This window comes from Pseudomonas sp. CFBP 13727 (genome assembly GCF_014841915.1).
Taxonomy (GTDB): domain Bacteria; phylum Pseudomonadota; class Gammaproteobacteria; order Pseudomonadales; family Pseudomonadaceae; genus Aquipseudomonas; species Aquipseudomonas baltica.
The window spans coordinates 237,747-251,032 of the sequence record NZ_JACYUT010000002.1 but is presented as its reverse complement, the minus strand read 5'-3'; the positions used below and the strand labels follow the sequence as shown (position 1 = coordinate 251,032).

Below are 13,286 nucleotides of genomic sequence, written 5' to 3'. Positions count from 1 at the left end.
TGCTGTTTAGAGTTGGAAAAAATCAAAGCTCGTTGAATCAGAGCTGGAAAGGATAGACCGAACCCAACCGGAGGATCCGGGTCAGCTCGTCCAATGCCTCGCGGCATTCGATCAGCAGTTGCGGGTCGGCCATATCGGCTTCGACCAGACGGTCGCGATAGTGACGTTCGACCCAGTCGTTCAGGGTGTCGTGCAGCGCGGGTGTGAGGATCACGCCTGGGTTGACCGCCGCCAGCTCCTCGGGCTTGAGCGCCACGCGCAGGCGCAGACATGCCGGGCCGCCGCCGTTGCGCATGCTTTGCTTGAGGTCGAATACCTTGACCTCGGCAATGCCTGTGCCCTGCCCGGTCAGCTGCTCCAGGTAGCTCCAGACCCGCGGGTTGGCGCGGCACTCTTCCGGGACCACCAGCAGCATGCTGCCATCGGCGCGGGTGAGCAACTGGCTGTTGAACAGGTAGGTGCGCACGGCGTCGTCCACGCAAACGTCGGCGCGCGGCACGCTGATCGCCTGCAGCCGACCACCGCGCGCGGCGAGCTTGGTTTGCAGTTCGGCCAGCACGCGGTCGCTGTCGAGGAAGGCGTCCTGATGATGGAACAACAGCTCGCCGTTGCCGACCGCGATCACGTCGTTATGGAACACCCCCTGGTCGATGACCGCCGGATTCTGCTGGGCGAACACCACGCCCTGCTCGCTCAACCCATGCAGCCGAGCCACGGCCTGGGACGCTTCCAGAGTCTGGCGCGCCGGATATTTCTGCGGCGCGGGCACTCGTGCGTCGAAGGCGCTGCGGCCGTAGACGAAAAACTCCACGCCAGCCTCGCCATAGTCCCGGCACAGCCGGGTATGGTTGGCGGCGCCCTCATCGCCGAACTGGGCGACGGCAGGCAGTGCTTCATGGTGGGCGAAGTGCGAGGCGTCGGCAAACATCGCCTGCAGTACCCGGCTGGTGGTGGGGTGTTCGATGCTGCGGTGGAACTTGCAGTTGAGGTTGGCCGCGGTGAAATGCACGCGCCCATCGGCCGTGTCGGCGCTGGGGCTGACAGTGGCCGCGTTGGCCACCCACATGCTCGAGGCCGAACAGCTGGCCACCAGCAACGGCATGGCATCACGCGCGGCCTGGGCGATCACCTCGGCATCGCTGCCGGCGAAGCCCAGGCGGCGCAATGCTGCCACATCCGGGCGCTCCTGCGGCGCCAGAACGCCTTGGGTGAACCCCAGTTCCATCAGCGCTTTCATCTTGGCCAGGCCCTGACGCGCCGCTTCGCGCGGATTCGAGCCTTGCTGACTGTTGCTCTGCGACGCCACGTTGCCGTAGGACAACCCACCGTAGTTGTGGGTAGGCCCCACCAGGCCATCGAAATTCACTTCACAGGGTTTCATCGGTTCGGCTCCGTGGATCTGTTCTTGTACGCAAAGGTGCAACGACCGCCTACAGCGTGATGCCCGGACTCAGGGTCGAGGGCAAACCGAGTGTGGGGGTTTCCAGCGAGGCCACCGGGTAGGCGCAATAGTCGGCGGCGTAGTAGGCACTGGCGCGGTGGTTGCCGGACGCGCCGACGCCGCCGAACGGTGCACTGCTGGCAGCGCCGGTCAGTTGCTTGTTCCAGTTGACGATGCCGGCTCGGCTGCGCAACCAGAATTCGCGATAACGCGCCTCCGAGTCCGACAGCAGTCCGGCAGCCAGGCCGTACTGAGTGGCATTGGCCTCGGCAATGGCCGCGTCGAAGTCGACGTAGCGCACCACTTGCAGCAACGGGCCGAACAGCTCCTCGTCGCGACGCCCATGGGCGCCGGTGACGTCGACAATGCCCGGCGTGAGCAAGGCAGCATCGGCCCTGGGCTGGGTCATGCTCAACAGGCTGACGGCACCGTTGTCCAGCAGCTGTTGCTGGGCCTGGAGCAGCGCCTGCGCCGCGGGCAGGGAGATCACCGACCCCATGAAAGGCGCTGGGGTGCGGTCGTATTCGCCGACCTCGAGGGTGGCACATACCTGCACCAGACGCTCGAGCAGCCGGTCCCCCCACTCGCCGACGGGGACCAGCAGGCGCCGCGCGCAGGTGCAGCGTTGACCGGCAGAAATGAACGCCGACTGAATGATGGTATAGACCGCAGCATCGAGGTCCTGCACCTGCTCGACCACCAGGGGGTTGTTGCCGCCCATCTCCAGCGCCAGGATCTTGCCCGGCTGGCCGCCGAATTGTTGGTGCAGCAGGTTGCCTGTGGCGCTGGAACCGGTGAAGAACAACCCGTCCAGGCCGGCATTGGCGGCCAGTGCCATGCCGGTGTCGCGGCCGCCCTGCAGCAGGTTGAGCACGCCCGCCGGCAACCCGGCTTCGGCCCAGCAGCGCGTGGTCAGTTCAGCCACCTTGGGCGTCAGCTCGCTGGGCTTGAACAGGACGCAGTTGCCTGCCAGCAATGCTGGCACGATATGGCCGTTGGGTAGGTGCCCGGGAAAGTTGTAGGGACCGAACACCGCTACCACACCATGGGGCTTGTGCCGCAGGGCCGCCGTGGCGTCGGCCAGCGGCGCGCTCTTCTCGCCGGTGCGTTCGGCATGGCTCTGGATCGAAATCGCCACCTTGTTGACCATGCTGGTCACTTCCGTGGCCGCTTCCCACAAGGGCTTCCCAGTTTCTTCGCCGATGCACTGCGCCAGCTCATCGGTGCGGGCCTTCAGTCGCTCGGCGAACGCCTGCAATACGGCAATGCGCGCCGACAACGGCTGGCTCGCCCAGCCGACGAAGGCATGCCGCGCGGCTTGCACGGCCAGGGCCACCTGGTCGGCACTGGCACTGTGCCCCTGCCAGACCACAGCCTGGCCCACTGGATTGAGCGACGTCAGCAACTCGCCTTCGCCAGGCAGCCATTGGCCGTCGATAAACAAAGTATTCATCAAAGCACCTCCCGAACGGGCGGGGTCATGGGTACCGCGCGCACCTGGTCACCCGCGCTCAGCTGCAGGCGGCGGGCGGTCAAGGGATCGACCACCAGCGTGCCGGAAGCGAAGCGCGCCGGCGCCGCCGTGATGCGGCACTCTTCGCGTTCGCGGTTGTAGATCAGAAACGGTGGGGCATCGTCGCCGGGGGTGCCGATGGCCAGAACCAGACTCTTGCTGTCGTGGACCGCGCGAATCTTGCTGGTCTCGCATTCCACCGCCGGGCCGGCGTCGAAGATGTCGACGTAGCCCTGGTAGCTGAAGCCTTCGGCCTTGAGCATGGCCAGGGCGGGCTCGGTGTCCGGGTGGACCTTGCCGATGACCTCGCGCGCAGCCGGGGACAGGAAGCAGCTGTAGAGCGGAAACTTGGGCATCAATTCAGCGATGAAGGCGCGGTTGCCGACGCCGGTCAGGTAATCGGCCTGGCTGAATTCCATCTTGAAGAAATGCCGGCCCAGACTTTCCCAGAATGGCGAGCGGCCGTCGGCATCGGAAATGCCGCGCATCTCGGCGATCACCTTGCGCCCGAACAGGTGCGGAAACTGAGCGATGAACAGCAGCCGCGCCTTGGCCAGCAAGCGCCCGTTCAGGCCCTTGCGGTGACCTTCGCGCAGGAACAGCGAGCACAGTTCCGAATTGCCGGTCAGGTCGTTGGCGAGGAACAGCGTGGGAATCTCGCGATAGATGTTCAGCTCCTGCGAGGCGCTCACGGTCAGGCCCACCCGGTAGTTGTACCAGGGCTCGCGCTGGCCCACGGCACCGGCAATGGCTGAAATGCCCACGACCGTGCCGTCATCGTCTTCGAGCACGAACAGGTAATCGGCATCGCCGCGCCCGGCTTCGCCGCGAAAGGTCTTCTCGGCCCAGCCGACCCGGTGTGCCAACCGTTCTTCGTTGGCTGGCAAGGTGGTCAGGCCGGGGCCGGTGCTGCGGGCCAACTCGATCAGCGCCGGCAGGTCACTGCTGCGTACGGGACGAACGATCATGCTTTCTCCTCGAGCAGGTACCGCGTGGTACCTGCAGAACTCGGCCTGTTCAACCAGGTATCAAACTGCAACCAGACGCACGCTGGCACCCTCGCCCACACCCAGCGCCTCGGCGGTGGCCAGGTCCAGCCCGACCGGCTTGCCGGGCACCCAGTCGAGCTCCAGCAGCACCGCGCGGTAATCCTGCAGCAGACCGTTGGAAACCAGGTAGGGACGGCCAGGGCCGCCGCGCTCGTCCGACGCCGCGACAAGCTTGACCGGCACCACGCGGCTGTGGGCGATCGAGCGAATGCCCGATACCCGGGCATGCAGGGTGGGCCCACCGTCGAAGATGTCGATGTAGTGATCGGTTTCGAAGCCTTCGCGCATCAGAATGTCGAACGTCACCTGCGCACGCGGGTGTACCTGGCCCATGGCCTCTTGCGCCTGGTCGGGCAGCAAGGGCACGTAGATCGGGTAGTGCGGCATCAGTTCGGCGAGAAACGTGCGGCTCTTGATGCCGCACAGGCGTTCGGCCTCGGCATAGTTGAGATCGAAGAAATTGCGTCCGATCGCGTCCCAGAAAGGTGAGTCGCCGTGTTCGTCGCTGTAGCCGACGATCTCGGTCACCACCGAATCGGCAAAGCGCTCCGGGTGGTTGGCCATGAACAGCAGGCGTGCCCGCGAGTTGAGCTCGGCCCAGATACTGCCGACCAGTTCGGGCACCACGTAGAAGCTGGTCAACAGGCTGTTGCCGGTCAGGTCATGACACTGCGAAAGCACGTGAATCTTGTTGTGGATCTTCAGCTCGCGCGAGGCGTGCACGAAGGTCTCGTTGCGAAAGCTGTAGAAGGGTTCGGAGTAGCCGGCGGAAGCGACGATCGCCGAACAGCCGACCAGGCGCTGGGTGCCCAGGTCTTCAAGAACGAAGAAATAGCTTTCCTCACCGTTGAAGCTGACTTCGGCGGCAAAGGACGCCTCGGACTTGGCGATCTTGTCACTCAACCGGCCTGCATCGTCGGGCAGCGAAGTGACACCGATGGGGCTGTCGGCAGCCAGGCGCTGAACCTCGGCCAGGTCAGCCATTTGCGCAGGGCGCATTACCAGCATGGTGCCACTCCTTGTCGATTGCAGCGGGTCGATTGCAGAGGTGGCGCTGGCTTTGAGCCAACGCCACGAACGGGCCGATCAGGCCTGGGTCAGGTGCGCCACGGCGCGTTCGAAGCGGTCCAGGCCTTCGTCGATGTCGGCCTCGTCGATGACCAGGCTCGGGGCGAAACGCACCACGTCCGGGCCGGCCTGCAGAATCATCAGGTCGTGCCGTTCGGCAGCATTGAAGAAGTCCTTGGCGCGGCCTTTCCAGGCGTCGCTCAAGGCGCAACCGATCAGCAGGCCCAGGCCACGGACTTCGCTGAACACGCCGTAGCGCTGGCCAATCTGCTCCAGGCGCGTCTTGAAGTGCTGGTGCCGTGCCTTGACCCCGGCTCGCACTTCGGGCGTGTTGACCACATCGAGCACCGCCTCGGCCACGGCGCAGGCCAGAGGGTTGCCGCCATAGGTGGTGCCGTGCACGCCGACCGCGAAGTGTTTGGCCAGGGCATCGGTGGTGAGCATCGCACCGATCGGAAAACCGCCCCCCAGGCTCTTGGCGCTGGAGAGGATGTCCGGGGTGACGCCGTAGTTCATGTAGCTGAACAGCTCGCCACTGCGCCCCATGCCGCTTTGCACTTCGTCGAACACCAGCAGGGCATTGAACTGGTCGCACAGCGCGCGAGCGCCTTGCAGATAGGCCGGATCGGCCGGTACCACGCCGCCTTCGCCCTGGACCGGCTCCAGCACCACGGCGCAGGTCTTGTCGGACACCGCCGCTTTCAGCGCTTCGAGGTCGTTGTAGGGGACGTGGCGAATGCCGGTGATCTTCGGGCCGAAACCGTCGGAGTACTTCGGCTGGCCACCCACGCTGACGGTGAACAGCGTGCGGCCGTGGAAGCTGTTGAGGGCCGAAACGATCTCGTATTTCTCGGGACCGAAGTTGTCGTGCGCCACACGCCGGGCCAGCTTGAACGCGGCCTCGTTGGCTTCGGCGCCGGAGTTGCAGAAGAACACCCGGTCGGCAAAGGTGGCATCGACCAGCTTCCGAGCCAGGCGCAGGGTGGGCTCGTTGGTGAAGACGTTGGACACGTGCCACAGCTTGTTGGCCTGTTCGGTCAGCGCGCCTACCAATGCCGGGTGCGCATGCCCCAGCACGTTGACGGCGATGCCACCGGAGAAATCGATGAGCTCGCGACCAGCCTGATCCCACACCCGGGAACCTGCACCGCGCACGGGAATGAAAGCGGCCGGTGCATAGTTGGGCACCATTACCTGGTCGAAATCGGCACGTTGCACGGGGGCTTGCTCAACGGACATCGGAGTCTCCTGTCAAGGAACGCTCAGCGCAGAATGGGCGAGCGATAGGGGATTGTAAGGACTGGTGCACGCGCGGCATTGCCGCCATGCGACAACTTGTTACAGCGCCAAACCGCCATTCTACGGGGGTTGTCGCGAATGCGACATATAGGGATAGAAAGGCGCTGACGGCTGTGTTGTGTCAGATCGACCGCACCACCCATTCGCGGCCGATGACCGCTCCTACAAGGGTTCTGCGCGCACTCCCGTAGGAGCGGTCCGTGGCCGCGAAAGTCACACCGCGCTTCACCAGGCACGGCGCATCCCGGAGCGAGGGTCAACCTCGCTCGGCGGGCACCGAAGACAGTTCGAACGGGCTGCTGCTGCGACGCTGGTTGCGATCCTCGCGGGGGGTGGCGCCGAAAAAATTGCGGTAGGCGCTGGAAAAATGCGGGCCCGAGGAAAACCCGCACGACAGGCCGATCTGGATGATCGACTTGCTGGTCTGCATCAACATCTGCCGCGCCTTGTTCAGGCGCAACTCGAGGTAGTACTGGCTGGGCACGCGGTTCAGGTACTGCTTGAAGATGCGTTCCAGCTGGCGCCGCGAAACACACACATGCTGGGCGATCTCGTCGGTGGTCAGCGGCTCTTCGATATTGGCTTCCATCAACAACACCGCCTGGGTCAGCTTCGGATGGCTGGACCCCAGACGATTCTGCAACGGAATGCGCTGGCGCTCGCCGCCCTCGCGGATACGCTCCACCACCAGCTCTTCGGACACCGCCCCGGCCAGTTCGGCGCCGTGATCGCGGGCCAGTACCGCCAGCAGCAGGTCGAGCACCGACAAGCCCCCGCAAGCCGTCATGCGGTCGCGGTCCCAATCGAACAGGTGGCTGGTGGCGATGACCTTGGGAAAGCGCTCGGCGAAATCATCCTGCCAGCGCCAGTGCACGGCCGCGCGGTAGCCATCGAGCAGCCCCAGCTGTGCCAGCGGGTAGACCCCCGCCGACAGCCCGCCCACCAGGCATCCGGCCCGGACCGTCTGCTTGAGCGCAGTGGCCAGTGCCGGCGCCAGCGCCGACGGTGGCTCGTCAGCCAGCAGAAAAAGCTTCTGGCAACCCTCCAGGCGACCGTTCCACGCCTCACCGGGCAGCTGCCAGCCGCCTGGAACAGGTGGTTCGGCCTGCAGGAAAAGCAACTCGTAGGTCACTTCCGGGTGCACCTTCTGCGCCACTCGCAGGGCCTCTTCGGCCAGCGCCAGGGTCAGGGCTCGCGTGCTGGGCCAATAGAGGAAACCGATTCGTTGGGCTGTCATCTGATGCGGACCGAAACCTTAAGTATCAAAAACCGAATGGGAAATGGCACTGCGCCAGGCATGCTCGACCTGCTCGCAGGAAAACACCCGGCAGATGTTTCAAGCGGCGATCACTTGAGGCTGCCGGACAAGAACTGCTGCAACCGCTCGGAACGCGGATTGGCCAGCACCTCGCGCGGGTCGCCGGTTTCTTCGACCAGGCCCTTGTGCAGAAACACCAACTGGTTCGACACCTCACGGGCGAAACCCATCTCGTGGGTCACGACGACCATGGTCCGCCCTTCCTGAGCCAGGGCCTGCATCACCTTGAGCACGTCACCCACCAGTTCCGGGTCGAGCGCCGAAGTCGGTTCGTCGAACAACATCACCTCGGGTTCCACCGCCAATGCACGGGCAATGGCGACACGCTGCTGCTCGCCACCGGACATGTGCCCCGGATAGGCATCCTTGCGGTGCGAAACCCCTACCTTGGCCAGATAATACTCGGCTTTTTCCAGCGCTTGCTTTTTCGATACGCCCAACACATGCACGGGCGCTTCGATGACGTTTTCCAGCGCGGTCATGTGCGACCACAGGTTGAAATGCTGGAACACCATCGACAGGCGCGAACGCAAGCGTTGCAGCTGCCTGGGGTCGGCCGCCCTGAGCGCCCCATCCTTGCCGGCAACCAGTTTGAGCTCTTCGTCGTTGAGCAGGATCTTGCCCGCGTGGGGCTGTTCGAGCAGGTTGATGCAACGCAGGAACGTGCTCTTGCCCGATCCGCTGGAGCCGATGATGCTGATCACATCGCCGGCCTTCGCCGCCAGCGAGACACCCTTGAGCACCTCGTGCGAGCCATAGCGCTTGTGCAGGTCCTGAACTTGGAGTTTGTACATGATCGGGGGTCTCGCAAATCGGTCAGTCACGGGCCAGCGGCCCGTGGCGAAAAGGTTTTTGCTGCACGCGCTCAGTGCCTGCGCGGTGCCAGGTAGGCCAGCCAGCGGCGCTCGGCCAGCTTGAACAGGCGCACCAGAATGAACGTCAGGCACAGGTAGCACACACCCGCCGTGATGTAGGCTTCGAACGGCAGGTAATACTGGGCGTTCACCGTACGCGCTGCGCCGGTGATGTCGATCAGGGTCACGATCGAAGCCAGGCTGGTGGTCTGCAGCATCATGATCACTTCGTTGCTGTACTGCGGCAGCGCTCGGCGCAGTGCCGAGGGCAGCAGGATACGCCGGTACATCCCGGCCCTGGACATGCCCATGGCCTTGGCCGCTTCGATCTCGCCCGGTGGCGTGGCCCGCAGGCTGCCGGCGATGATTTCGGCGGTGTAGGCACTGGTATTGATGGCGAAGGCCAGGCAGGCGCAGAACGTGGCGCTCGACAACCAGGGCCAGAGCACGCTGTTGCGCACGGCCTCGAACTGGGCCAGACCGTAATAGATCAGAAACAGCTGCACCAGCATCGGCGTGCCACGGATCACGTAGGTGTAGAGCCACGCGATGCCGTTGACCAGCGGCTGCCGGGACACCCGCATCAAACCCAGCGGCAGCGCCACCAGCAGACCGAAGAACAGCGAAATCGCCAGCAGCTTCAAGGTTTCCAGCATACCGCTCATGTACAGCGGCAGGCTGGCCCAGACGACGTTGTAATCGAAGATCATAGCTCAGCCGCCTTGATGCCCACCGAGTAGCGTTTTTCGATGGCGCGCAGCAACAGCAGCGAGACACTGGTGATGACCAGGTACATCGCCGCCACCGCGAGGAAGAAGGTGAACGGTTCGCGGGTGGCATCCGCCGCCTGCTTGGCCTTGAACATCATGTCCTGCAGGCCGACCACCGAAATCAATGCCGTGGCCTTGGTCAACACCAGCCAGTTATTGGTGACGCCGGGAATCGCCAGGCGAATCATCTGCGGCACCAGCACCCGGAAGAACACCTGCAGGCTGCTCATGCCATAGGCCATGCCGGCTTCGGCCTGGCCCTTGGGAATGGCCATGAAGGCCCCGCGAAAGGTTTCCGACAGGTAGGCACCGAAGATGAAACCCAGGGTGAAGATACCGGCCAGCAGCGGATTGAGGTCGATGTAGTCGTCGTAACCCACCAACGGCGCCACGCGATTGAGGATGTCCTGGCCACCGTAGAAGATCAGCAGGATCAGCACCAGATCGGGTATGCCACGAATCACCGTGGCGTACAGGTCACCCAGCCAGGCCAGCCAGCGTACCGGAGACAGGCGCAGGGCCACGCCGAACAGACCCAGCACGATGGCCAGTGCCATGGACGACAAGGCGAGCTGCAGCGTCAGCCAAGCGCCATCGAGAATGACGGCCCCGTAGCCTTTCAACATGTAGAGATCCTCGCCCGAAGAATGAAAAATGGTGCAGACCGCGGTTTCCCGCCGTTTGCACCATCAGTCAGGTGACGCCTGCCGGCTTATTTGCCGTAGATGTCGAAATCGAAGTATTTGTCCTGGATCTTCTTGTACTCGCCGTTGGCGCGAATGCCTTCGATGGCCGCGTTGATGCGATCCACGTTGGCCTTGTCGCCCTTGCGCACGGCGATACCGATGCCGTCACCGAAGTATTTCGGGTCGTTGACCGACGGGCCGACGAATGCGTAGCCCTTGCCGGCGTCGGTGTTGAGGAAACCGTCCTGCAACAGGGTGGCATCGGCCAGCGTGCCGTCCAGTCGACCGGCGGCCACGTCCAGGTAGATCTCGTTCTGCGAGCCGTACGGCATCACTTCGACGCCCAGCGGCTTGAGCACCTCGGTGGCATACCGGTCATGGATGGTGCCGCGCTGCACGCCGATCTTCTTGCCTTTGAGCTCGGCCATGGAGTCGCTCACCTGGGTGCCGGACTTCATGACCAGACGCGCCGGAGTGGCGTAGTACTTGTTGGTGAAATCGACGGACTTCTTGCGGTCGTCGGTAATCGACATCGACGACAGAATGGCGTCGATCTTGCGGACCTTGAGGGCGGGAATGAGGCCGTCGAATTCCTGCTCGACCCAGGTGCACTTGACCTTCATCTCAGCGCACAGCGCGTTGCCGATGTCGTAGTCGAAACCGACGATGCTGCCATCCGGCGCCTTGGACGCGAACGGTGGGTAAGCGGCTTCGATACCGATCTTCAGCGGCTTTTCATCGGCGAACGAGGTCGCCGACAGCACGGACAGTGCCAATGCGCCAAACAGTGCAAGTTTCTTCATTGGGTGAGCTCCAGCGAAAATGGGCAGTATGGGCAAAGTGAGCGCAGGCCCAGAATGCGAAAAATGAGGCTGAACGGGCGACGCCACGAGGTCCGGCGAGTGAGCGCATTTTAACGGCACTGTGCCAGTCGATATTTCTTCAATGCGACAAGTAGTTACAGAAGCACCGAGACACCCAGACCAAGGGATTGACAGCCCATGCCGATTGTGGCTGAGCAAAAAGACGCGCAACCTGTCCATCAAGCAATTAGCGCGCCCATTATTGGCAAAGCCTTGGCAGACGGCAAGCTTGGGGTTGTGGGAGATGTTGCATGTGACAGGCGATGGGGCCTTGGGTGGCACCCGGCGCGGCAATGGCGTTACCGCAGTAACGCCAGCGCTGCCTGAACAACCTTGCGGGCCCCTTCGCGGGCAGAGGCCCCCGAGGTCGCGTCAACTCACGCGGAAGCGCGATGCATTTCCTTGTGGGTGTCGATCAACTGTTGCACCACCCCCGGATCGGCCAGGGTAGAGATGTCACCCAGCGAGTCGTACTCGGCCGTGGCGATCTTGCGCAGGATGCGCCGCATGATCTTGCCCGAGCGCGTCTTGGGCAGCCCCGGCGCCCACTGGATCACATCCGGCGAGGCGATGGGGCCGATCTCCTTGCGCACCCAGTTCTTGAGCTCCAGGCGCAGTTCCTCGCTGGTCTGCTCGCCACCATTGAGCGTGACATAGACATAGATGCCCTGCCCTTTCAGCTCATGGGGAACGCCCACCACAGCGGCCTCGGCCACCTTGGGATGGGCCACCATCGCGCTTTCGATCTCGGCCGTGCCCATGCGGTGCCCGGAAACATTGAGCACGTCATCGACTCGGCCGGTTATCCAGTAGTAGCCATCTTCGTCGCGACGCGCGCCGTCGCCGGTGAAGTACATGCCGCGAAAGGTCTTGAAATAGGTATCGACGAAACGGTCATGGTCGCCGTAGAGGGTGCGTGACTGGCCCGGCCACGAATCGAGAATCACCAGGTTGCCCTCGGCAGCGCCGTCGATCAGGTTGCCCAGGTTGTCCACCAGCGCCGGCACCACGCCGAAGAACGGTTTGGTCGCCGAACCGGGCTTGAGGCCGATCGCACCCGGCAGCGGGCTGATCAGGATGCCGCCGGTTTCGGTCTGCCACCAGGTGTCGACGATCGGGCAGTTCTGCTTGCCGACCGTGTTGTAGTACCAGTTCCAGGCCTCGGGGTTGATCGGTTCGCCTACCGAACCCAGCAAGCGCAGGCTCGAGCCATCGGCGCCCTCGACTGCCTTGGTGCCCTCGGCCATCATCGCGCGGATAGCGGTGGGCGCGGTGTAGAGGATATTGACCTTGTGCTTGTCGATGATTTTCGAGACACGGGTAATGTCCGGGTAGTTGGGCACGCCTTCGAACAGCAAGGTGGTGGCACCGTTGGCCAGCGGACCATAGACGATGTAGCTGTGGCCGGTGATCCAGCCGACGTCCGCCGTGCACCAGTAGACATCGCCCGGCTTGTAGTCGAACACTCGCTCATGGGTCAGCGCGGCGTACACTAGGTAACCGCCGGTGGTGTGCAGCACGCCCTTGGGCTTGCCGGTCGAGCCGGAGGTATAGAGGATGAACAGCGCTTCCTCGGCGCCCATTTCCTTCGGCGCGCAGGTGCTCGATGCCACCTCCAGCAGCGAGTGGTACCAGATGTCGCGATGACGGTTCCACTCGATCTCGCCACCGGTGCGCTTGCACACGATGACCTTCTGCACGCTGCTGGTTTCGGGGTTGGTCAGGGCGCGGTCGACGTTGGCCTTGAGCGCCGTTTTCCTGCCGCCCCGCAGGCCTTCGTCGGCGGTGATCACCACCTTGGACTGGCAGTCGATGATGCGCCCCGCCAGCGCCTCGGGCGAGAAGCCACCGAACACCACCGAATGCACCGCGCCGATGCGGGTACAGGCGAGCATCGCCACCACCGCCTCGGGAATCATCGGCATGTACAGGGTCACCACGTCGCCGCGGTGCACATCCTGGCCGCGCAGGGCGTTGGCGAACTTGCACACCTCGGCGTGCAGCTCCCGGTAGGTGATGTGACGGCTTTCGGAAGGGTCGTCGCCTTCCCAGATGATCGCGACCTGATCGCCGCGTTCGGCCAGGTGGCGGTCCAGGCAGTTGTAGGAGACGTTGAGGGTGCCGTCGGCGAACCATTTGATGTCGACATGGTGATCGTCGAACGAGGTCTGCTTGACCTTGGTGAAGGGCTTTATCCAATCGAGGCGCTGCGCCTGTTCGCGCCAGAAACCGTCCGGGTTGACCACGGACTGCTGGTACATGGCCTTGTAGGTCGCCTCATCGGTCAGCGTGGACGCCGCCACCTCTGGACGAACGGGATACAGGGAAGCCGCACTCATCTTTCATACCTCGGTTGAGTAGTTGTTGTTTTATACACCTGTTTTAAGGGTATCTGGCCCGTGCAGCCATTCGACGATGGTAGTAC

General features: G+C 63.6%; 11 protein-coding genes. All 11 read right to left on the bottom strand.

Features of this window, described 5'->3' with window-relative positions:
- Positions 1-37: 37 nt before the first annotated feature.
- Entirely contained in the window at positions 38-1,381 is a 1,344-nt protein-coding gene (gene astB / locus IFT76_RS08600; RefSeq protein WP_192057893.1) for an N-succinylarginine dihydrolase, read from the bottom strand.
- A 49-nt stretch (positions 1,382-1,430) separates the two neighbouring features.
- Entirely contained in the window at positions 1,431-2,897 is a 1,467-nt protein-coding gene (gene astD, locus IFT76_RS08595; protein WP_192057892.1) for a succinylglutamate-semialdehyde dehydrogenase, read from the bottom strand.
- Positions 2,894-3,922 carry an arginine N-succinyltransferase gene (astA, locus tag IFT76_RS08590; RefSeq protein WP_122476375.1) on the bottom strand — a complete coding sequence of 343 codons (1,029 nt, stop codon included), beginning with the start codon at positions 3,920-3,922 and terminating at the stop codon, positions 2,894-2,896. The genes astD and astA overlap by 4 nt, the downstream gene beginning before the upstream one ends.
- 60 nt (positions 3,923-3,982) lie before the next feature.
- Complete coding sequence (aruF, locus tag IFT76_RS08585; RefSeq protein ID WP_122476377.1) at positions 3,983-5,011, bottom strand: arginine/ornithine succinyltransferase subunit alpha; 1,029 nt, start codon at positions 5,009-5,011, stop codon at positions 3,983-3,985.
- 78 nt (positions 5,012-5,089) lie between these two features.
- Positions 5,090-6,310, bottom strand: a complete 1,221-nt coding sequence (locus tag IFT76_RS08580; RefSeq protein ID WP_122476379.1) for an aspartate aminotransferase family protein — start codon at positions 6,308-6,310, stop codon at positions 5,090-5,092.
- Positions 6,311-6,626: 316 nt separating this feature from the next.
- Positions 6,627-7,607, bottom strand: a complete 981-nt coding sequence (gene argR, locus IFT76_RS08575) for a transcriptional regulator ArgR (RefSeq protein ID WP_122476381.1) — start codon at positions 7,605-7,607, stop codon at positions 6,627-6,629.
- A gap of 110 nt (positions 7,608-7,717) precedes the next feature.
- Positions 7,718-8,482, bottom strand: a complete 765-nt coding sequence (locus IFT76_RS08570) for an ABC transporter ATP-binding protein (RefSeq protein ID WP_192052936.1) — start codon at positions 8,480-8,482, stop codon at positions 7,718-7,720.
- Between the two features lie 71 nt (positions 8,483-8,553).
- Positions 8,554-9,252, bottom strand: a complete 699-nt coding sequence (locus IFT76_RS08565; RefSeq protein ID WP_192057891.1) for an ABC transporter permease — start codon at positions 9,250-9,252, stop codon at positions 8,554-8,556.
- Positions 9,249-9,938, bottom strand: coding sequence for an ABC transporter permease (locus tag IFT76_RS08560; protein WP_122476387.1), 690 nt, complete (start codon positions 9,936-9,938; stop codon positions 9,249-9,251). The genes IFT76_RS08565 and IFT76_RS08560 overlap by 4 nt, the downstream gene beginning before the upstream one ends.
- 86 nt (positions 9,939-10,024) lie before the next feature.
- Positions 10,025-10,801: an ABC transporter substrate-binding protein gene (locus tag IFT76_RS08555; RefSeq protein ID WP_185794327.1), complete on the bottom strand. Its 777-nt coding sequence runs from the start codon at positions 10,799-10,801 to the stop codon at positions 10,025-10,027.
- Positions 10,802-11,238: 437 nt separating this feature from the next.
- Entirely contained in the window at positions 11,239-13,200 is a 1,962-nt protein-coding gene (gene acs, locus IFT76_RS08550; RefSeq protein ID WP_122476391.1) for an acetate--CoA ligase, read from the bottom strand.
- Between the last annotated feature and the right edge of the window lie 86 nt (positions 13,201-13,286).